Source organism: Streptomyces sp. NPDC023723 (assembly GCF_040639815.1).
GTDB lineage: Bacteria > Actinomycetota > Actinomycetes > Streptomycetales > Streptomycetaceae > Streptomyces.
Genome location: NZ_JBFAAP010000009.1, coordinates 1 through 20,248, shown reverse-complemented (window position 1 = coordinate 20,248; position 20,248 = coordinate 1). Strand labels below are relative to the sequence as shown.

Sequence of the window (20,248 nt, the reverse complement as noted above, 5' to 3'; positions counted from 1 at the left end):
CGGCGCCGTCCAGCGCGGGGGTTACTCGGTGGCCGTGCCGTCGGAGGAAGCGGAGTCCGGTCGCTGACGGTACGCGTCCACGACGCCGCGCCGCAGGACGGCGGTCTCCGCCAGTACCGTCCCCTTCTTGCCCGTTGTGCCGTCCTCGGCGAGGTAGCTGCGTTCGCCGAGGTAGGTCAGGTCGTCACGGTCGAAGACCCATTCGGTGACCGTGGCGGCCCGCTCGTCGACGCGGCGGATACCGACCCCGTGCCGTCCCGAGGCGTCCACCGCGTCCGCGTCCCGGGTCACTCCGGGAATCCTGGCGGCGGCCCGGTACAGGGCGGCGGCGTTGCGGGGCGGCATGACCGTCTCCCCCAGGAGTTCGCCGATGGTGTCGAAGACGGCTTGCGCCCTTTCCTGGCCGTCCGCGGGTTCGGTCAGCGCGTACAGGCGCTTGAGCAGAGCGTCCGGGTCCGTGGGCAGGGAGGCCAGCCACCTGTAGGTGGGACGGTCGATGCCCGCCGGGACGCCGGCGGAACCGGACGGCACCATCTCGGTGAGCGGAAAGTAGTCGCCGTCCTCGTGGATCAGGCCCACGGTCTTCACGGGGGACGGTTCCTGCGACTTCCACACCTCCCGCTGGTGCAGCTCCCCGGGCTTGTAGGAGCCGTCCGACCGCAGCTCCGCTCCGGCTGTCAAGCTCTTGACGTAGACCATCTGGTCGTCGCGTACCGGAGTGGCCTCGGTGTTCGCCGCGACGTCGGCGGCCTGTTCGAGCAGGACCACCGCGGTGTTGCCGCTGGGGATGCCGGTGGTGCCGGAGTGACTGGAGAGCGTGACCGTGAGCGCACCGGCCAGGGCGGTGGCTGCGACTGGCATCCACAGCGCGGGACGGAGCGACCGCCGACGACGAGCGGGCACGGCTGCCGGGGCGGGGGCGGTGGACTGGGCGTCGTGGATCAACTGCATGAGCCGTTCCTTGTGATGGGAGTGACGGTCAGCAGCGAGGTCCCGCTCGGGCGGCGGCGGCAACGTCCGGAGCAGCACGGCGCGCTCCGTGGCGTCCGGCTGTGGGGTCCGGGTGGGTCCAGAGCCATCGGCGGTCATCGGGATGTCTCCTTGATCTGCTGAGCCGGCAGAGCCGCGAACGCGGTCTCACCGGTCATCTCTCCGCGGCGGCGGGACGGTTCCGTCCCCGCCGCCGGGTTCTCCGCCTGTTCCTGCGCCAACTGCCGGTCGGTGAGCCGGCGCAGCCTGGCCCGAGCCCGGGACAGTCGCGACCGCACGGTCCCGACCGGGACGCCCAGCGCCTGCGCGGCCTGCGGGTAGTCCAGGCCGGACCACACGCACAGCGCCAGCACCTCCCGCTCGGTTTGCCGCAGTCGGCCCATGGCCTGGCGGACGGCGGCCAGACGCCGGGCGTCGTCGACGCGACCCACGGTCTCGTCGGCGAAGTCCGCCACCGCCTCCGGCTCCAAGCGGCGTGCCAGGAAGGCCAGACGGCGGCCGGTGCCCCGGTTGGCGTTGCGGGCCTTGTTGGTCGCGATGCCCAGCAACCACGGCCGCAGCGTGCCGCGGTCGGGGTCCACCTGATCCCTGCCTCGCCAGGCGTCCAGGAAGGTGTCCCCCATCACCTCCTCGGCCGTCGACCAGTTCCCGGTCAGCCGGTAGGCGTAGTTGTAGACGAAGCGCGCGTACTCCTCGTACAACTCCGCGAAGGCTTCCGGGTCGCCCGCCCGGATACGCGCACGCAAATGGTCACTCATGTCGATTACACCTCACACCCTGAGCTCTCCACCGAGCAGGGACGGTTCCCGTGAGCTGCGCCACACCGTTCGCGGCTGGGCAGGGGCGTCCGCCGCAGGTGGCGCGGATGCCGGTCCAGCAGGGTTCGCGCACCGCGTTCCAGCCCCGGCTACGACGAGCTGTTCGACCGGCACCCGCCGCCGGCGGTCCGCCACCGAGCAGGAGCGTTGAGTGCCGGCGCCGCGATACTCAGGACGGGACCGAAGGTGTGCTCAAGGCAGGGGCAGGCCCTGGACCGACGCCGCGAGTTGTCCGACCGCTGTCACGAGCGGGCCCACCGGCTGGACGAACTCGGTGATGCGGTCCAGGGCGCGGCGCAGGACCGTCGGCTGCGGCTCGGCCTCGTCCAGTTCGTCCCGCAGCCGTCCCAGCTCCCTGCCGACGGCCCCGGGGTCGGCGAGCGCTGCCCGGTGTTCCTCCAGCAACCGCTCGACCAGAGCGAGAAGCTCGGCCGTCCGCGCGGCCTGCGCGGCGTCCTGCTGCGGGAAGGAGACCGAACCGGAGTACGCGCGGGCGTTGTGCCCCACGGCCTGGACGCCCACGTAGTGGGTGCCGCCGTTGATGACGAGCCCGTTGTTGACGGGTGGATCGTGCCGTTCCTGATCGTCGCGGCTCACGGGATCTCCTAACGGCCGGGCGCGCCGACGGCGCCCGGGGCGGTGGTACCGGCTTGCTGCGGGACGTGCTGGGTGGCGCTCGCCCCCGTGCCGATCGCCTGGTTGCCGATGATGCTCGTACCGCCCTGCTGGATGACACCCTGGTTCAGGATGGTCTGCTGCTGGGCGCGGAAGTCGGTGGTGTCGTAGCCGTGGGAGTCGAGGAACTCCCGGACGACCGCCATGGTGTGGCGCTCGACCAGGGCGGTGACCCGCCGGGCGTCCATGACCTGGAAGTAGTTGTGATAGTCGGTGCTCAGCGCCAGCTCCCGGATACTCGTGCGGGCACCGAAGTCGTACAGCGGGTCCTGTCGTAGAGCGGTGAGCTCGTCGGCCATCCGCCGGGAGTGACGGGACTCGAAGCGGGCGTGCCGCAGGGCGCGGAAGGGCGCGGCGGCGAAGGTCGCGCCGGTGCGGGCGAGGGCGCCCAGCAGCAGCGCGCGCTGCCCGGCGGTGGTGATGTTCCCGTCCATGCGGTCGACGACGTGGTAGGCGGCTCTGACGGGGCCGAGCACATGGTGGTCGATGTGCAGGTGGAGTGTCCGGCCCACGGTGGCGACGTGCAGGAACGTGGCCGGCACCACGTCACCGCCCCACAGTTGCGTGTGGATCGCCAGGCAGTGGCGGACGCCGCCGGCCGGACGGCGCATGATGTCGCGGACCGCCTCGTCCGAGAGGGCGGCGACCGGTGCCAGGGCGTCGGCGGTGAAGAAGCGCGCGTCGTCGCCGCGGAGGGTGGTGCCGTCGGCGAGGATCCGGTCCTCGATCACCAGGCCGCCGGGAAGCTCCCCGTTCCGTGTCCCGTCGCCGTCCGCGTCGCCGGTGAGCGAACCGAGCCGTTCGCGAAGGTGGTCGACGAGTTCCTCGACCGTGAAGGGCCGGGGCCCGGCGGGACGTGCCCGCAGGCCCGCCCGGTCCTCGGCCGGCAGCAGCGGTACCGCCAGGGACCACTGCGCGCTCGTCCGCGACCAGCCGACGAACGGGCTGTACCCGCTGTAGATGATGGCCTTGCTCTGCACGGCCCGCTCGACGGCCGACAGCCGGTCGGCCACCCACTGCGGCCGTCCCTTGGTGCCGCCGCGCGGGGGCCGGTACTTCTTCCTGGTCAAGGTGGCGCGCAGCAGCCGGTCGACCTCACGGTCGTGGTGGAGAACCGTGAGGTACGCGGACACCGCGCCCCCGACGCAAGCGAGCACGGCCGGCACTGCGGCCAGGTACGTGCCCAGCAGCCAGCTCGGGAAGCCGTCCACCGGCAGGCCGGAGAACGCCACTCCGAGGCAGAGCGCGAGGAGGACGAACACGGCGGCCGAGAAACCGAGCCGGACCAGCGCCTCGCCGCCGGGGAGCCGTCGGCCGCGGGTGGCCAGGCTGGGCCGATGGCCCGCCTGCCGCAGGGCCCCCAGGAGTGCCAGGACGGCGGCGAGCCACAGCGGCGCGAGCAGCGCCACGGCCCCGAACACCGCGGCCAGACGCAGATCGCGCCGATGTCGCAGGTCCTGTGCGGTCAGGCAGTGCCGGATCACCGCTGCCGGATCCACCCCGGGAGAAGAGGCCACGGCACTGGTCTCGTCGGCCAGTACGTCCTCCACCACCCGGTCGGCGAAGTGCTCGTCCACGTAGGCCGCGGCGCACAGGTACCGGGTGACGTCCCCCGGTGCGCTGCCCACCGGCATGGAGCCAGACGCTGTCGTCAACGGTTCCCCCCTTGTCTCGCGGCGCGCTCGCCGACGTGCGATGCCGTTGCCGTTGCTGTTGCCGTTGCCGGATGCGGTTCCCGGCCGTCCGGTGGACAGCGGGAGCAGCAGCGCGCCGAGCACCGAACCGAAGAGCAGGGCGCTGCGCCCCAGGTTCGTCACCAGCTCGTCGGTCGGGCCCAGCTCCGCGTCCTCGACGAAGACCATGAACAGGCCCAGCCCCGCGGTGCTCGCCAGCCCGGCGCACAGCACGCCGCCCACGAAACAGGCAGGCCAGCGCCTGCCGCGGCGCACCGGCAAGCGGGCGGCGACGAGCAGGAGCAGCGTCAGCAGCACGAGGACGCTCAGGTTGTTGGCGATCAGACCGGCCGTACCGGCGTACCGTTCGGCGGACACCTCCCACCCCGGTGAGAAGCCCGCCTGGACCGCCCAGCGCAGCGCGTCGTTGTCGGACTGCTCGATGTAGAACCGCTGCACGTAGAAGTCCAGCAGCGGCCGCTGCGCCCAGGGGCTGCCCGCGGCGACGACGATCAGGACCAGCAGCGTGAGACGGAACCGTGCGGCAGGCGAAGAACGCCCGGTCGTCGGCATTCGGGTGCCCCCTCCCCCTTGCCCTAGATCGGTGGCCGCACTCTAGGGCATTCCCCCCTCGCCACGGGCCCGAACGGCGGACTTTCCTCACGCGTGCTCGCTCTCGTGCAGGCCGCCGCCGACGACTACGAGGATCTCGGCGCCGAGGACCAGTAGCCCGTCAGGAGCGGGAGCACTTCGCGGGTGGCGTCGTCAGCGGTGCGGATCGACTGCCTCGCGTCGCGGTCCGCCGAGCACCACCCTCAGCGCGCCGGTGCCGGCGGCCCGGACGAGGTGCAGCGTCCGTCGCAACGGAACTCCTTCGCCAGTCCACTGGCACGTCCGAGTCTCGCCGGACGTCGCGCGGTTGTCCCTTCAAACGATAGAAACAGTCACCTCCCCGACAACCGACTACCTTCGGGCTGCCGGAGCGGGACGGGATTCCTTCTGCTGTGTCTGCGCGAGTTCTGCACGGTCTGCAACAGGTCGAACGGGGTGAGGGAACCGGCAGCGGTGGGTGCGTCCATGGCTGCCGAGTCCGGCCGACTCACGCTGAGAGCACCGTGACTCGACTTCAAGACTCGAAGCGCGTCTCAAAGGGACAGCGGCGCATACATAGCTTGCGTCTCTGCGCCTGGCCGGTAGCGGAGTCCCAAGGTATAAGCGCACGTGTCATGGAAGGTGTGAGGGGCCGTGCCCGGCTGTCGCGCCCGCTTGCTGGATTCGGTGCGATCCGTTGACACAGTGATTAAGGCGGAGTTACAAAGATCGCCACCTTCCCTCGTATCCGTTCAACCGATGAACGGTCACTATCGGTCGTCGCCCTCCCCCGAATCCTCAGCCCATGACCTCATCGTCCGGTCGGCCCTCCGCGCCGGCCGCTCGCCCCGGTGCCACCGCGGTGTCGCCGTACCGGTCTTGAGCCCGGTTCCGTGCGCTTTCACAGGTCTGGAGAACACGTCATGTCCGTCACCCGAAGAAGCGTGACCCGTGCCCTCGCCGCCACCGTCGGCTCCGCCTCCCTTCTCGGCGGTCCGGCGGCCGGACTGGCCGTGTCCGCCCCGGCCGGCCGTCCGCTCGCCTCGCCGAGCCGCGGATCCGGCGGAAAGAAGACCCGCTCGGCGGGGCCGGTGATCCGGCACACGGGCAAGCGACCCACCGGGTACGAAGTGACCTTCCGCTACTACGCGCCGAAGGCGAAGCGGGTGCAGATCAAGGGCGAGTGGTACTTCGAACGTCCCTCAGCGCTCGCTCAGCGCCTGACCACCCCGGACCACCTGGTGGAGAGCCCCGGTCTCCGGCCGGCCCAGTGGCGCCCCGGCGACGTACCCATCGCCCACCCCAATTCCACCAGCCCGAACTGGCGCACCGACGACATGGCCAAGGGCCGGGACGGCGTGTGGACCTTCACCACTCCGCTGCCCGGCGGCTTCTACACGTACGGCTTCTTCGTGGACGCGGACGCCGACGACACCACCCAGACCGGCCAGCTGCCCGACCCCGCCAATCCGGCCTGGAACGTGGTGGACGGCGTCGTGCACGGCACCGCCGTCGACCGCAGCCAGGTGTACGTGCCCGCCGACCCGGACTTCGACACCACGGACGTCTCCTGGCTCGGCCCGAGCACTGGCCCGCACGGCAGACTCGAGCACGTCACCTACGACTCCCCCGGACACCTCACTCCGGTCGACAAGAACTACCTGGTCGTCTACACGCCTCCCGGCTACGACCCGAAGCGGTCGACGCCCTACCCCACGCTCTACCTCAGCCACGGCGGCGGCGAGAACGAGATGGGCTGGAGCACCCAGGGCGACGTCGCCGCCATCATGGACAACCTGATCAACTCCGGCGCCGTCGCCCCCATGGTCGTCGTCATGCCCAACGCGACCGGCTACGCTTCCTCCACCGCCGACCAGCTGCACCGCACCGATCTGATCGAGCGGGTCTTCCCCTGGATGGAGCAGCACTACCACGTCTCCCCGGCCGCCGCGGACCGCGCCTACTCCGGGCTGTCAGCGGGCGGCATGCGGACCAATCACCTGATGCTCAACAACACCGAGCAGTTCGGCTACTACGGGATGATGAGCGCCGGGCTGCCCGCCGGTACCGTGCTCACCGACGAGCGCAAGGCCGCCCTCAAGAAGGTCTCGGTGTACGTCGGCGGCGGCCGTCAGGACCCCATCAACCAGGGCTACCTCACCCTGCACCGCGGCCCTCTGCGCGAGGTCCGCGACCTCACCGCGGCCGGCCTCCACGTCCAGACCGCCTTCGTCGACGGCGGTCACGAGTGGTATGTGTGGCGCCAGTTGCTGCGCGACTTCCTGACCCGTGCCGCCTTCCTCCCGCCCACCAGCGCGGACGCCGCCTGGGGAGAGTGACGATACGACGCCCGCCCGGCGGCGACCCGGCCACCCACTGACCGACCAACGACAGATCTCGACCGTTGAGTCGACACTCCCGTCCTCACTCGCAGCGCACTCGTGCACCGAAACACAGTCGAGGTGGCTCACGAAGCGATCCGGGCCCGGCAGGAGCTTGGAAAGCTCACACTGCCTGGCCCGGATCTGCGCCACTTCCCCGTCCCCACGAGGTGTGGCGCGGTCGGAGCAGCGTCCGCTCGGCGCGGCTCCGACCAGCGGGTTGCCACGAGTACGGGCAAACCCGCTGTCTTGAGTCAGCTGCCTCAGTGGAGTGAGACGGCCTGGTGAGCGGGGTCAGCGGGGGACGGTTCGGGAGTGGGTGCCCTGCGACTGAGCTTCTCCCCCTCGACGTCGATGTCGGGCAGGATGCGGTCCAGCCAGCGCGGCAGTCGCCATCCCCGGTCGCCGAGCAGGGAGAGCGCGGCGGGCACCAGCATCATGCGGACGACGAACGCGTCGAAGAAGACGGCGATGGCCAGTCCGAAGCCGATCATCTTGACCATGGACTCGCCCGCCCCGATGAAACCGGAGAAGACGGCCATCATGATGGCTGCCGCGGCCACGACGACCCGGGCGCTGTGCCGGAAGCCGGACACCACGGCCTCCCGCGGGCTGTCCCCGTGTACGTACGCCTCGCGGATCCTGCTGACCAGGAACACCTCGTAGTCCATGGCCAGTCCGAAGACGATGCCCACCAGGAAGATCGGCATCATGCTCATGATCGGCCCGGTCTGTTCGACACCGAGCAGGCCGGCGGCGTGTCCCTGCTGGAAGACGAGCACCACGGAGCCGAGGGCGGCCAGCACCGAAAGCAGGAAACCGGCCGCCGCCTTGACCGGGACGAGCAGGGATCGGAAGACCAGCAGCAGAAGGACGAACGCCAGGCCGACCACGACGACGAGGTACGGGACCAGTGCTGCCTGGACCTTCTCGGCGACGTCGATGTTGAGAGCCGTGGTGCCGGTGATCTCGAAGCTCGCGCCGTCGGCCTCGGCTTCGATGACGGCGCGTTCCCCGCGGATCGCCTTGACGAGGTCCTTGGTCTTCGCGTCGGTAGGACTGCTTGAGGGTGTGGCCGTGAAGACGGCGGTGTCCCCGGACTCGTTGTAGCGAGGCGCCGACACGGAAACCACGCCTTCGGTGCCCTTGACGTCCCGCAGGACAGTGGCCACCGCCGCGTTCGGATCATGCGCCTTCTTCGCGTCCACCACCACAGTCAGCGGCCCGTTGAACCCGGGCCCGAAACCGTCGGCCAGGGCGTCGTAGGCCCGGCGCTCGGTCGTGGAGGTCGACTTGGCCTCGTCACCCGGCATGCCGAGTTGCAGGTCGAGTGCCGGGACGGCGATGGCGCCCAGGCCGACAACGCCGAGCAGCAGGAAGGGCACGGGGTGGCGTACGACGATGCTCGCCCAGCGACTGCCGGCGTTGTGTCGCTTCTGCTGCTTGCGCCTGCTGCGCTTCGAATCCTTGCGTACGCCCCGTGACAGTACGGCGTTGGGCCAGAATCCGAGCAGCGCGGGTACCGCGGTCAGGCATATCAGCACGGCGATGAGAACACCTCCGGCCGCGGCGAGCCCCATCTTGGTGAGCGTGGGAATGCCTACGACCGACAGACCGGCCAGCGCGATGACGACCGTCAGGCCGGCGAACACCACGGACGAGCCGGCTGTCCCGACCGCCAGCCCCGCTGCTTCGCGGGGCACATGACCCTTCGCGCGTTCTTCTCGATACCGCGAGACGACGAAGAGCGCGTAGTCGATGCCACAGGCCAGACCGAGCATGGTGGCCAGGGTGCCGGTCGTGCTCGTGAGCCCGAAGGCGCTCGACAGGGCGGTGATCGCCGTCATGCTGATGCCGACCCCGAGCAGCGCGGTGAGCAGTGGCAGTCCGGCCGCGGCCATCGAGCCGAAGGTGATCAGCAGCACGACAGCCGCTATCGCGATGCCGATGGCTTCCGCCGGTCCGCCGGCTTCGGTGGGGGTGGCCAGTGCGTCCCCGCCGACCTCGACGGTCAGGCCCGCCTCCTGCGCCTTCTTGATGGCGTCTTCCAGGTGCTTCTTGCCGGCGTCGGTGAGATCGTCCGCCTTGGCCTCGAAACCGACCGTGGCGTACGCGGTGGTCAGGTCCTTGCTGACGGCCTTCGCCCGGAACGGATCGACCACACTGCTGACCTGTGACCCGTCCGCCGCCTCGTCGACCAGCGATTCGACGACCGCCTTGTTCTGCGTGGCGGTGATCTTCTCCCCGGTGGGCGCCACGAAGACGATCCGGGCTGTGGCGCCGTCCGCCGCGGTGCCGGGGAAGCGCTGCTCCATCAGGTCGAAGGCCTTCTGCGACTCGATGCCCGGCATCGTGAAGCCGTCGTCCGCCGCGGCGGGGGCCTTGGTCGCGGCAAAGCCGGTGACGCCGAGTACGGCCACCCACAACAGGGCGAAGAACCAGCGCCATCGGAAGGCCGCTCGACCCAGGTGGTACAGGACAGTTGCCATGGCGGAAGAAGCCTCCGGGGATGCGGATCAGGGAACATTGAGTGCAGAGAGACCGGGATTTCCAGACGCTTCGCCTTCTTCGGAGCTTCACGAACTCCGCGGCGTCTGCGTCTGTGTCTCTGTCTCGGTCGCTGTCTCTGTCTCTGTCTCAAACGATCTCGTCATCCGCCCGCGGATACGAGGGAGCGTGCTCCCGAGTGCGTGGTGGAGCGGGCTACACCATGACTAGTCACCGCCGGTGACATCGCCGGCACCGCGTCCCTCCGCACCACTACCGACTGCAGGAACCCAGCTCCGCTCATCAACCAGGGTCATTGAGAAGTGTCGAGGTGGGTGGTTTGCCTGTCGGGTACCGGAAGTGACGGCTTGTTGACGTCTGCCCGGTGGGTGGCCCTGGGCGCAGAACAGGCATGGCCGCTGGTGATCATGTGGGGGTCGAGTCCGTATGAGCACCGAGCGAGTCCATGCCTGCGCACCCAGCTTCCCGCATGCCGTCATGCCTTCGGCAACTGGGGGACGCCTCCGGCCCAGCCCTGCTGGAGACAGCCGCTGACCTGCGGAGTTATCTGGCCGCGGTGCCTGACCCGCGGGCTCGCCGCGGCATCCGTCACCCATGGACGGCCCCTGCTCACCGCCGCGGCCGCCGCCGTTCTGGCCGGCGCCGCCTCGATCACGGCGATCGGTGAGTGGTCTCCGGCGCACCGCAGCGCGTCCTGGCCCTGCTCGGCTTCCGCCCCGACCCGCTGACCGGCCGGATCCGCCCGCCTCACGCGACGACCATCCGCCCCGTCCTGGCCGCCGCGGACGGCGACGCCCCTTGACGGCGCCACCGGCGCCTTCCTCCAGGAACGCAAGGCCCCGGCCCCGGGACGGAAGGCCATCGCCATCGACGGCAAGACACTCCGCGGCTCCCGCACCGCCGGCCGGACGGCCACCGCCGTGATCGCTGCCATGACCCACAGCGGCCAGGTCCTCGCCCAACGGCAGGTCGACGGGAAGAGCAACAAGATCCCGGCCTTCGCCCCGCTCCTGGACGGCATCGGTCTGACCGGTGCCGTCATCACGGCGGACGCCCTGCACACCCAGCACGACCACGCCGCCTTCCTGCACGAACGCCGGGCTCACCACCTGGCCGTCGTAAAGCAGAACCACCCCCGGCTCCATGAGCGCCTCCGCCGCCTTCCCTGGCGCGACATCCGCCCGGACCACATCGAGCGCACCCGGGCCCACCACCGCAACGAGATCCGCCGGCTGAAGACCGCCGCGTCCGCCCACATCGCATACCCGCACGCACGCCAGGCCCTCCAAGTCGTGCGCTGGAGACGGGACCGGGGCACCGGCAAGCCGACGATCGAGCGGATCTGCCTGGTCACGAGCCTGCCGCCCGGCGCGGCCGACGGCAGCGAACTCGCGGCCCGGATCCGCGGCCACTGGCGCATCGAGAACCAACTGCACCACGTCCGCGACCGCACCCTCCACGAGGACGCCTCAAAGATCCGCACCCGCGGCCTGCCCCGCGTCATGGCCGGCCTGCGCAACCTCGGCATCGGCGTCCACCGCCAGGACGGTCACACCAACATCACCGCCGCCCTCCGCCACACCGCCCGAAACCACCCGCGACCCTGCTGCGTCCCCGCCTTCGCCAGTAGGGCTGTTCGCTCGCGATAATGGCCGCGGAATAAGGAAGCGCTTCCGCATATGCTGCTTGTGACTCAACTGTCGATGCGAGAGGTGTCTCATGAGTAAGTTACTGGATGCCTTCGATGCCCACGTTTCTCCGAGTTATCGGACTTTCGGACTCTATGACACATTAGTAGACCCTTCTGGGCTGCCGGCTAATTCCGAGAGCTGGTTGCTCTCCGCCCCAGGTCTCGTGTACATGCAGGTGCCGGCCCAGGTGATTCGGGTCACCGTGCGGCTGGAAAGCTGGTCGACTCTTCCTTCGGAAGAGGAGGCCCGGTGGTTCGGCCGAGAGGAGGTGGACGTGCGGTTCCCCGGCGGTGATCTAGCCATTCACACAGTCGACGGGGGGCGGCAAGATGTTCCGTTGATCCTGCCCTCGCCAGGTTTGTACAGGATGCGATGGCAGTGGATGTTCAACAGTGAGAGCGGCCCCTTCGTTTCACCGCTTTCGTGGCGCACTCTGGAGGTTCCTGCGGCGCAGGATGAGAGACTGAACGACGCGGATCAGTACTGTCTCGTGCAGATGTGGCGCACATCCGCCGAGTGAATAGGTTGTGGGGCCGGCGGCTGACCGGCCCCACAACTACTTCGCTCGAGCGCCTTCCTCCTGGTCAGTCGCCAATACGGATGATGAACGGGTCGTGGCTCAGGATGCGTTCGTTGTCGTACCAGGCGCCAAGACGTCTTCCCGCTTCCTGATTCTCGGTCGGGCTGATGTAGCGGACGGAGAAGTCGTTGAGGTACTGATCACCCTCGTACTGGTAGCGCGCGGCTCCCTCGTAACTCGACGCGAAGGGGAACTCATCGCAATCGAGGCTCTCTCCTTCACCGGGTTTCCCCGGCATGCTGCTGCTGTTGCAGGTCGACGAGACAACTGAGCGATTGGCGTTGTAGCGTGCCAGTTCGGTCGCCCCATAACCCGGAACCAGGCGGTGCATCGGATCCAGTGGGTCCCCACCGGGAATGTTCTTGCCGCTTTTCGTCGGGTAGGTGCTGTCCGAGTCATCGAAAGCGTCGCCTATGTGGTCCGCGACTGCGGCGACTCCGACGTACGGTTCCCCGATGGGATTGGCAACGCTCTTGTCGCTTCTGTCGTATCGCAGGGCGGGTGTGGCGTCGGGGAATACGGACCCAAGCTGTGCTCGTGTGTTATAGGCGGCACTGTCGAAGCGTACCTCTCCCTCCTCGCCCTCCGAAGGAATGACCTGGCCGTAGCCCGGGATGGTGAACTTGAGGACCGGCGTGAACAGGCCCGTGGCGATCTGGTCGCCGTCGGCGAGGTCGGGTGTCCTGGGGGCCGATGACCACAGGTCGAACTTGGTGTCGCCGTCGGCGTTCCACTGGCTGGGAGAATCCTCGCGACCGTCGTACAAGCCGGTGTAGCAGGCGTCCTCGTCCCTGGCTGTCGACGGGACCCCGATGTCCCAGTCGCCCTCACACTCCAGAGTGGCTTTCAGCTTGGAACCGGCCTTGTTGAAGTCACCGCTGGTGACTTTGACATCGACGTTGAAGTCGAACTCTGCGTACCGAGTGTAGGTACCGCCGTCCAGGCCGCCGATCTTGCCATGTCCGATGAGTGTATTCCGCGAGATGAAGAGTCCCTGGGCGTAGCATCCGGGCGGCCATAGGCCACATTTGATGGCCGGCATGAAGGTCAGGGTCTCCTGGCAGTAGGAATACCGGTTCTTGATCCAGCCGGTTTTGTTGTCCGAGTCGTCGGCGTTGACGCACTCGTCGACGTCAGCGATGTATTCATATGGGTCGAGGCCATTGTTCTCAGGTTTGCGGCCTCCTGCGAAGCGAGAGCTGCCGACGGTGTACGTACGTTCCCAAGCGGCCTTCGTCTCTGTGGGCTCCAGCGCCGAGGGACCGGTGCGCGGCAGCAGCCCGAGCGCCTCCAGGTTGCCGTCCCTGTTGAAGACTTCCTGGATCCGGGCGGGGTCGGCGATCAGCTCGGGGTCGTTGATCGTGTAGGAGTCGCCGGGCTGGAGGTTGGTGGGAACACCGGCTGCCGCGGTCTCCACGACGAACGTCGCCCACGGCGACCATCCCAGGTTGTAGTGGGTGCCGTCGTAGGCGTTGGTGCGGAACTTTACATCTTGCCGTCCGTCAACTCCCCGGCCGGGACCTGCACGGTGGCCCACTCACCGGGCTCGACATAGCCGGAGACAAGGACGCCGTCCCCGGCCGACGTGGTGATCGGTGTGTTCGTCTCCGCGTCGTAGACCTGGAAGCTGCCGCTCACCTGGTCACCGTCCGCGTCCGCGAACTTGTCCCTGAGGGTCGGCGTGAGGGTGTTGACGCCCCACACACCCTCGTACGTCTTGTACGGCGGGCCTGCCTGCTGAGCTGACCCGTCTTGCGGACGGTAGTTGTACGTGACCGTCAGTTTGGGCTGGTTGGCGGTCGCGTTGCCCGAATTGACCCGCTTCCAGGCGCTGACTGAGTCGGTCGCGGCGCGCAGGCCCATGTGGCCGCGGGTGGCCTTCGCCGAGGCCCAGGTCTGTACCAGGGTGTCGACGTCGGCGTTGATCCAGCCGTCCGGCTGGGTGGTCGTGCAGGATGGGTTGCCCTTGGTCTCGGTGGAGGAGTGGTACTGCTTGTTCCACGTGGGCTGCGACGTCCAGCGTGAGGACGTTGAGGGCGCGCTGGTGTCCCAGACGGTCCAGGATTGCACGGCGCAGTCGGTGTTGCCGGAGTGGAAGTTGTACAGCGCCAGGTTGGTGTCGACGATCAGCGCGTCCTGGATCGGTGTGGTGTTCCAGGTGATGAATGATCGCGCGGTGCGCGGGGTGCCGTCTGCGTTTGTGGTGCCGGGGTTGCCGAGGTCGAGTTCGACGTCGTTGGACCAGTCGACCGTCTCGCCTTGCTGCACGTACGTATCGAAGGCGCTCGCGAGGGCGGAGGTGGAGGGATCGACCGTTACCGGATACTGCGTCTTACTGTCGGACAGGAAGTCGGAGTCTGGGGCGACGACGAGGTCGATTTCGCCCTGCCCCTTGTCAACGACCGTCATGTCCACGCGCGCCCGTCGCGTGTGCTCGCCGGACACCTTGTCGACAGCCGAGTCCCACATCACCGGGGCGGGCATGGTCGCCCGGACGTCTCCGGTCTCGATGTCGGTGAACACCACCGAGCCGTCCTTGTGGGCCTCGGCCGTCATGCCCTCGGCCCGCAGCGGCAGGGTGTACGTGAAGGCCCCGCCGGCTGGCTTCTCGGTAATCTCAACGAACTGCTCGAAGCCCGTCCGGGTCGCCTCGACGATCACATCGGCACCGGGGACGGCGTCCTGGTAGCGGGCACGTGTGCCACTAAGCTCGGGTTCGGGTAATCCGCCCTTCCACTGGAGCGTGACCCTGTCTTCGCCGCTGCCCAGGGTGACCAGGTCCCGCGCCGATGAGTCCTGCGCGGCGCTCAGTGACTTCGCCTGAGAGCCGCCCTTACCCGCGAGACGCAGACCGTTGGGATGCTCCCTGGCCCGCACTGAGCCGTCCGAGGACTTCGTGAGGGTGACGTCGATCTTCCGCCAAGCGCCATCTCGCCACACCCGCTCAGGGCCTGCGGTGAGTTCGGTGGTCACCGTTCCGTCCGGGTTGGCCACCGTGGACGACGTAGCGGTGGTCTCGTCGGGAGCGGCAACCTTTTTGCCCGTGCTTTTCGCCTCGGCTATGGCCCAGCCGAGGGAGCCCTTCGCGTGCGCCGCCGCCTTCTTGACCTCGGAGGCCGTCTCGCCGTTCGTGGTACTGGCGAGTCGCGCCACGGCCTGGGCCGCCGAGGTGGCATCAGAAACGTGCTGAGGGACGGCGCCCGCGGCACCCGCGGCGAGTGAGCCTTCCACAAGTATCAGCAGGGCGCTAGCCACCGCTATCCAAGCTGTCCGTCTTCCTCTGGTACGGGATATTCGCGCGTACACGAAGCGCACACCCTTTCATTACCTGACGAGTTGTCCAGGCACTGTAGGACCGTACAATCTCCCGTGCATGCTCACGACAAAAGGTTGACCGGAACATGATCATCGGTCCAGAGGCTGACAGCAGTGGTCACAGGGCTGCCAGCTTTCAAACGTCAGGCTCTTCACGTCATATCGGCCGCATGACTGGCCGATTAGTGAATCTTGACACTGTGCATAGGCCCCCCCACGCGATGGTCGGTGCGGACGGCCAGGGCGTAGTCGAGGCCGAGTGCGCGGGGCGTGCGGCGCAGCTCCTTGCCTCCGTAGACTTCGTCGCCGGCCAGCCAGCGGGCTGTGATGTTGGGCGGTATCGGTCTGTGCCAGGTCGCCGTCCACCTCACCTACGCCAGCCGGCTCGGGCACGCCCCGATCGACCGGGCCCTGTATCTTGGCGCCGAGTGGGCCGCTGACGAGGAACGAGGCCTGCTCGCCCGTGTCCCCGACGACGTCGTGTTCGCCACCAAGCCGCAGTTGGCCGGCGCCCTGCTCGCCCGCACCCGCGACTTGGACATGCTCCGGAGTATTGACGGGCCGCGCCGAACGCAGTCCGTGGAGGACTTCTCGTCCCCGGTCTCGTCCACGATTAGCACCGCGTCCGGATCGGCGAGTTCGCCGGCCGCCCAGGCGGCGATCCGGTCCCGGGCCAGATCATGGTCGACGGCGGCACGGGAGAGCAGGTGCTGCAGCCGGTGCGGCCCGCGGTGACCGAGGGCCTCGGCGAGCGTCCAACTGTTCCGCGTGTCCAACTCCATCAGCATCGCCTCGGTCATCTCCCGTAACGCAGCGCGTGGTTCACGGCGCTCGAAGCAGTCCGCGATCTGTTCGGTCGCCGCCCCCAACGCCGCCGTCCACTCCCGCTCGGCTCGTAGCCTCCACGGCCACCTGGTCCTGAAACGTCGTCACAAGCGTTCATGATCGCGGTGACCGTACTCATGCCCGCAGGCGTCCGCCATCCCGCTGACCAGCCGCAACTCACGACGCAGCCACATCTACAGCTGCCGTGTCAGATCTGTGCAGCGCGAGAACGAGAACCCTGAGTGACCGCCCGCTTCTTCCACAGCAGGCCTATTCCCGCCTTGAGCGAGACGAGCCCCATTCCGATGGCGGCGGTTACTCCCTGACTGCCGTCGACAGCGAAAGGGACAATCGCTGCGGCTAGCAGGTTGAACAGGCACAGGAACCACAGAACGGGCTTCGACAGAAGGAATTTCTTCACCATGGTCTCCAGGGACGGGGATTTATACCGGTGCGCACATGGTGCGGACCTTGCGTCACCGATGCTTGCGTCATTCGAGCGCCGCGACGAGGGAGCACACCCCCGCATAACGGTGTAGCCGACTGCACCTGAAGCACCTCCCCAGCGATTCGGTCCCGCTCAGCGGGCACAGGGCGTGATTCCCGACGCCGAGGTACCTAGGGTGCCGTATGCGTTCCGCCTGAAACAGGCGAGCGCCAGGGCCGCAGGCCCCCGTGGCGTTCAACGCGAGAGGAGCACGTCATGCGCACCGACTCGACGGCCATCGCCCGACTCACTGCGATACAGGAGATCACGGAAGTACTGCACCGCTACTGTCGCGGCCTGGACCGTATGGACCGGGCCGTGGCCGACACCGTCTGGCATTCCGACGGTACGGCCGATTACGGTCCCGACTACCGGGGATCCGCCACCGGATTTCTGGATTTCGTCTGGGAATATCACGCTCAGCTCGCCGGCCACTCGCATCTGGTTTCCAACGTCCTCGTCGAACTCGACGACACCGCGGGAACCGCGGCGAGCGAGACCTACGTATCGGTGTGGCTGCGTACGCGCCCTGTCGACGGGATCGTCACCGACCTGTTCCATCGCGGCCGTTACGTGGACCGCTGGTCGCGCCGTGCGGGGGTCTGGGCCATTGACCACCGGGTCTATGCGGGTGACCTGTACCGCGAGGTGGCGCAACCCGCCACAGCCGGCACCGAATTCTCCGGCACGCGGAACACCACCGACCCCTCCTACGACGTGTTCCGCTGACTCCGCAGATCCGATCCGCCCGCTGACGACGGCCCGCGGTCGCGCGGTGCCGTCGTCCTTCACGCGTTCCCCTCTGCCACCGAGATCGGCCGCGCCGGGGCGGTGGCCGGCACAGGTGCCTGTCCAGCGCCTCTTCTTTTGATCAGCAGGGACGCAGAACGAGAGCGATCGCCGGGGCGAACAGAACGGCTCCGGGCCAGTCGACGCGAACCTCCCTGTCGGCACAGGTCGAGCGCGGAAGCCTGAGCGCGCAGAGAGCCGCCAGCACGGCGACGGCCGCGGCGAAGACGAAGATGTAGCGCCAGTCCAACGAGTCGATGAGGACTCCGGAGACGACGGTGCCGGACGCACCCGCGAGCATCGCCGCACTGGCGGCCATCGACACTCCGACAGCGATGCGGTGCTGCGGCGGTGTCTCGCCGATGCCGGCGATCGGCCGACCACGCGAGGCCGGTGAGCGGGACGGTGATCCTTGAGGACGGCGGCTGTTCACGCTCCGCCCCTGCGGTTCCCCGATGCGGTGCGGTACGGGTGTCATCCTGCCCGGGAGCGGCTGTGCGGCCGAATTGTTGTACCGTTCGGTCGAGTAAATCCAGCACGCCACCCCGCCGTCACACCAGGAGAGAACCCGATGCCACGACCACCGGGTCATGGGCCGGACTTCGAGGTCAAACGCCAGGAGATCATCGACACGGCTGCCCGGCTGTTCGCACGCAAGGGCTACGCGGCGACCTCCATCAACGATCTGAGTCAGGCCGTCGGGCTCGCGAAGGGAGCCCTTTACTACTACATAGTCTCCAAGGAGAACCTGCTCATCGAGATCCAGAGCCGGGTCATGTCACCCCTGCTCGCCCGCGCATGGCAGATCGCCGCCCTCGACGCGGACCCGCTCCTGCGCCTGCGCCTGCTCTCCGAGTCGCTGCTCACCACCATCTTCAACCGGCTCGATCACATCTGGGTCTATGAGCACGACTACCGGGATCTGAGCGGCACGGAACTGCGCACGCTGCTCGCCCAGCGCGGGGATTTCGAACGCCTGGTCTCTCAGGTGCTCGCGGAGGCCATCGCCCTTGGCACCCTCCGAGCCGTGGAGCCCCGCCTGGCGACCCTGCAGTTCCTGAACCTCCACAATCACACCTACCAGTGGATCAAGCCCAAAGGCTCCTGGACTCCCACTTTCCTGGCCCAGGAGTGCTGCGGCATCCTCTTCCGGGGCTTCGGCGCATCCGAGGACTTCCTGCTAGACGTCGAGAAGCGGGTGGACGTGTTCAAGACCACCTTCCCGCACCTGCCTCTAGACCCCGAAGCCTCCTGGGCTCCGACGGTCGGCTCGACACCTCGGCCGCCAGCCAGCTCCTGAACGCCGCGCGCTCCGGTCGAGAACGCCCCAGACGTTTTATTGACCGACCGGTACACGATTCATTAGCATGCCGGTGACGGCTTCTGGATCACCGTGGGTGAGAGCCGGAGCATTCGATCTGCCTGGTCGGCGGAGGCGAGTGCGATGCACGGGCGAAGCCCGAAACCAAGGAGGACCGGCATGGGCGTGAGCTTGAGGATCGTTGTCACTGTGAAGTACGTGCCCGACGCCACCGGCGACCGGCACTTCGCCGATGACCTGACCGTCGACCGTGACGATGTGGACGGTCTGCTCTCCGAGCTGGACGAGTACGCGGTCGAGCAGGCACTCCAGATCTCCGAGAACTCGGACGATGATGTGGAGATCACCGTTTTGACGCTGGGTCCCGAGGACGCCAAGGACGCGTTGCGCAAGGCGCTGTCGATGGGTGCGGACAAGGCGGTCCATGTCGAGGACGACGATCTGCACGGCACCGACGCCATCGGTACTTCCCTGGTGCTGGCCAAGGCGGTGGAGAAGGCCGGGTACGACCTGGTGATCTCCGGTATGGCCTCCACCGACGGCACGATGGGTGTGGTGCCCGCGCTGCTGGCCGAGCGGCTGGGGGTGCCGCAGGTGACGCTGCTGTCCGAGGTCTCTGTGGCGGACGGGGTTGTCCGGGGCCGGCGGGACGGCGACGCCGCTTCCGAGCAGCTGGAGGCGTCGCTGCCGGCGGTCGTGTCGGTGACCGACCAGTCCGGGGAGGCCCGTTACCCGTCGTTCAAGGGCATCATGGCGGCCAAGAAGAAGCCGGTCGAGTCCTGGGACCTGTCGGACCTGGACATCGACGCGGACGAGGTCGGTCTGGAGAGCGCCTACACGGTGGTGGAGTCGGCGGCCGAGCGCCCGGCGCGCACCGCGGGCACGATCGTCAAGGACGAGGGCGAGGGCGGCAAGCAGCTCGCCGCCTTCCTCGCGGAGCGAAAGTTCGTGTAACAGCCGGGCGGGCCAGAAGTTCATCCGAGCCCCCGCGTGTCCGCTGACCGTCCCTCGTCTTGATCCAAGCAGGAGAGAAGAAGTCCCATGGCTGAAGTCCTTGTCTATGTCGACCACGCGGACGGTGCCGTCCGCAAGCCGACCCTTGAGCTGCTGACCCTGGCCCGCCGTATCGGCGAGCCGGTCGCCGTCGCGCTGGGCAGCGGTGCCGCCGGCACCGCCGCCGCCCTGGCCGAGCACGGCGCGGTCAGGGTCCTCACCAGTGAGGCCGCCGAGTACGCCGATTACCTGGTGGTGCCGAAGGTGGACGCGCTCCAGGCCGCTGTCTCGCAGGTGTCCCCGGCCGCCGTGCTGGTCCCCTCCTCCGCCGAGGGCAAGGAGATCGCCGCCCGCCTCGCGCTGCGCATCGGCTCGGGCATCATCACCGACGCCGTCGACCTGGAGGCCGGCGAGGAGGGTCCGGTGGCCACCCAGTCGGTGTTCGCCGCCGCGTTCACCACCAGGTCCCGCGTCGCCAAGGGCACCCCGGTCATCACGGTCAAGCCGAACAGCGTCGCCGTGGAGGCCGCCCCGGCCGCCGGCGCCGTCGAGGAGCTGAGTGTGTCCTTCTCGGACGCCGCGACCGGCACCAGGGTCACCGGCCGTACGCC

The 20,248-nt window shown here is 68.4% G+C and carries 14 protein-coding genes and 4 pseudogenes; 9 read left to right on the top strand and 9 right to left on the bottom strand.

The features are described 5' to 3' along the window. Nucleotides 1-21 precede the first annotated feature (21 nt). From AB0G32_RS12855 to AB0G32_RS12840, 4 genes are all read right to left on the bottom strand, one after another. Nucleotides 22-1,089 carry a CU044_5270 family protein gene (locus tag AB0G32_RS12855; protein WP_361162038.1) on the bottom strand — a complete coding sequence of 356 codons (1,068 nt, stop codon included), beginning with the start codon at nt 1,087-1,089 and terminating at the stop codon, nt 22-24. After that, nucleotides 1,086-1,748, bottom strand: coding sequence for an RNA polymerase sigma factor (locus AB0G32_RS12850; protein WP_361162036.1), 663 nt, complete (start codon nt 1,746-1,748; stop codon nt 1,086-1,088). The genes AB0G32_RS12855 and AB0G32_RS12850 overlap by 4 nt, the downstream gene beginning before the upstream one ends. Before the next feature lie 252 nt (nt 1,749-2,000). Then, nucleotides 2,001-2,405 carry a hypothetical protein gene (locus AB0G32_RS12845; RefSeq protein WP_361162035.1) on the bottom strand — a complete coding sequence of 135 codons (405 nt, stop codon included), beginning with the start codon at nt 2,403-2,405 and terminating at the stop codon, nt 2,001-2,003. Nucleotides 2,406-2,413: 8 nt separating this feature from the next. Continuing rightward, a complete protein-coding gene (locus AB0G32_RS12840) occupies nt 2,414-4,729 on the bottom strand; it encodes a hypothetical protein (protein WP_361162033.1) in 2,316 nt (771 codons plus the stop codon). A 941-nt stretch (nt 4,730-5,670) separates the two neighbouring features. Here AB0G32_RS12840 and AB0G32_RS12835 point away from each other — a divergent pair. Next, nucleotides 5,671-7,086 carry an alpha/beta hydrolase-fold protein gene (locus AB0G32_RS12835; protein ID WP_361162031.1) on the top strand — a complete coding sequence of 472 codons (1,416 nt, stop codon included), beginning with the start codon at nt 5,671-5,673 and terminating at the stop codon, nt 7,084-7,086. 305 nt (nt 7,087-7,391) lie between these two features. Here AB0G32_RS12835 and AB0G32_RS12830 read toward each other — a convergent pair whose 3' ends face one another. After that, the gene (locus AB0G32_RS12830; protein ID WP_361162029.1) at nt 7,392-9,617 is read right to left on the bottom strand and encodes an MMPL family transporter; all 2,226 of its coding nucleotides are present in this window, start codon (nt 9,615-9,617) and stop codon (nt 7,392-7,394) included. Between the two features lie 686 nt (nt 9,618-10,303). On the opposite strand from AB0G32_RS12830, the gene AB0G32_RS12825 reads away from it, so the two are divergent. The 3 genes from AB0G32_RS12825 to AB0G32_RS12815 all read left to right on the top strand — a co-directional run bounded on the left by AB0G32_RS12825 (nt 10,304) and on the right by AB0G32_RS12815 (nt 11,847). Further along, nucleotides 10,304-10,438: a hypothetical protein gene (locus AB0G32_RS12825; protein ID WP_361162027.1), complete on the top strand. Its 135-nt coding sequence runs from the start codon at nt 10,304-10,306 to the stop codon at nt 10,436-10,438. A 58-nt stretch (nt 10,439-10,496) separates the two neighbouring features. Next, on the top strand, nt 10,497-11,285 hold the full coding sequence (locus tag AB0G32_RS12820) for an ISAs1 family transposase (protein ID WP_361162354.1): 789 nt from the start codon (nt 10,497-10,499) through the stop codon (nt 11,283-11,285). Nucleotides 11,286-11,355: 70 nt separating this feature from the next. Further along, the gene (locus AB0G32_RS12815; protein WP_361162025.1) at nt 11,356-11,847 is read left to right on the top strand and encodes a hypothetical protein; all 492 of its coding nucleotides are present in this window, start codon (nt 11,356-11,358) and stop codon (nt 11,845-11,847) included. A 1,462-nt stretch (nt 11,848-13,309) separates the two neighbouring features. On the opposite strand, the pseudogene AB0G32_RS12810 reads toward AB0G32_RS12815, so the two are convergent. Further along, a pseudogene (locus AB0G32_RS12810) lies at nt 13,310-14,970 on the bottom strand (DNRLRE domain-containing protein); the annotation flags it as partial. A 603-nt stretch (nt 14,971-15,573) separates the two neighbouring features. On the opposite strand from AB0G32_RS12810, the pseudogene AB0G32_RS12805 reads away from it, so the two are divergent. Continuing rightward, nucleotides 15,574-15,753 (top strand): annotated as a pseudogene (locus tag AB0G32_RS12805) (transposase); the annotation flags it as partial. Nucleotides 15,754-15,770: 17 nt separating this feature from the next. On the opposite strand, the pseudogene AB0G32_RS12800 reads toward AB0G32_RS12805, so the two are convergent. Both AB0G32_RS12800 and AB0G32_RS12795 read right to left on the bottom strand, forming a co-directional pair. After that, a pseudogene (locus AB0G32_RS12800) lies at nt 15,771-16,010 on the bottom strand (transposase); the annotation flags it as partial. A gap of 245 nt (nt 16,011-16,255) precedes the next feature. Beyond that, nucleotides 16,256-16,471: a hypothetical protein gene (locus AB0G32_RS12795; protein ID WP_361162023.1), complete on the bottom strand. Its 216-nt coding sequence runs from the start codon at nt 16,469-16,471 to the stop codon at nt 16,256-16,258. Nucleotides 16,472-16,750: 279 nt separating this feature from the next. Here AB0G32_RS12795 and AB0G32_RS12790 point away from each other — a divergent pair, with 279 nt between their 5' ends. Then, complete coding sequence (locus tag AB0G32_RS12790) at nt 16,751-17,263, top strand: nuclear transport factor 2 family protein (protein WP_361162021.1); 513 nt, start codon at nt 16,751-16,753, stop codon at nt 17,261-17,263. A gap of 142 nt (nt 17,264-17,405) precedes the next feature. Here AB0G32_RS12790 and AB0G32_RS12785 read toward each other — a convergent pair whose 3' ends face one another. Then, the gene (locus AB0G32_RS12785) at nt 17,406-17,642 is read right to left on the bottom strand and encodes a hypothetical protein (RefSeq protein ID WP_361162019.1); all 237 of its coding nucleotides are present in this window, start codon (nt 17,640-17,642) and stop codon (nt 17,406-17,408) included. Between the two features lie 252 nt (nt 17,643-17,894). Here AB0G32_RS12785 and AB0G32_RS12780 point away from each other — a divergent pair, with 252 nt between their 5' ends. The 3 genes and pseudogenes from AB0G32_RS12780 to AB0G32_RS12770 form a co-directional block, all read left to right on the top strand. Continuing rightward, nucleotides 17,895-18,623 carry a TetR/AcrR family transcriptional regulator gene (locus AB0G32_RS12780; RefSeq protein ID WP_361162017.1) on the top strand — a complete coding sequence of 243 codons (729 nt, stop codon included), beginning with the start codon at nt 17,895-17,897 and terminating at the stop codon, nt 18,621-18,623. 186 nt (nt 18,624-18,809) lie between these two features. Continuing rightward, complete coding sequence (locus AB0G32_RS12775) at nt 18,810-19,598, top strand: electron transfer flavoprotein subunit beta/FixA family protein (protein ID WP_361162352.1); 789 nt, start codon at nt 18,810-18,812, stop codon at nt 19,596-19,598. Between the two features lie 87 nt (nt 19,599-19,685). Next, nucleotides 19,686-20,248, top strand: a pseudogene (locus tag AB0G32_RS12770) (electron transfer flavoprotein subunit alpha/FixB family protein); the annotation flags it as partial.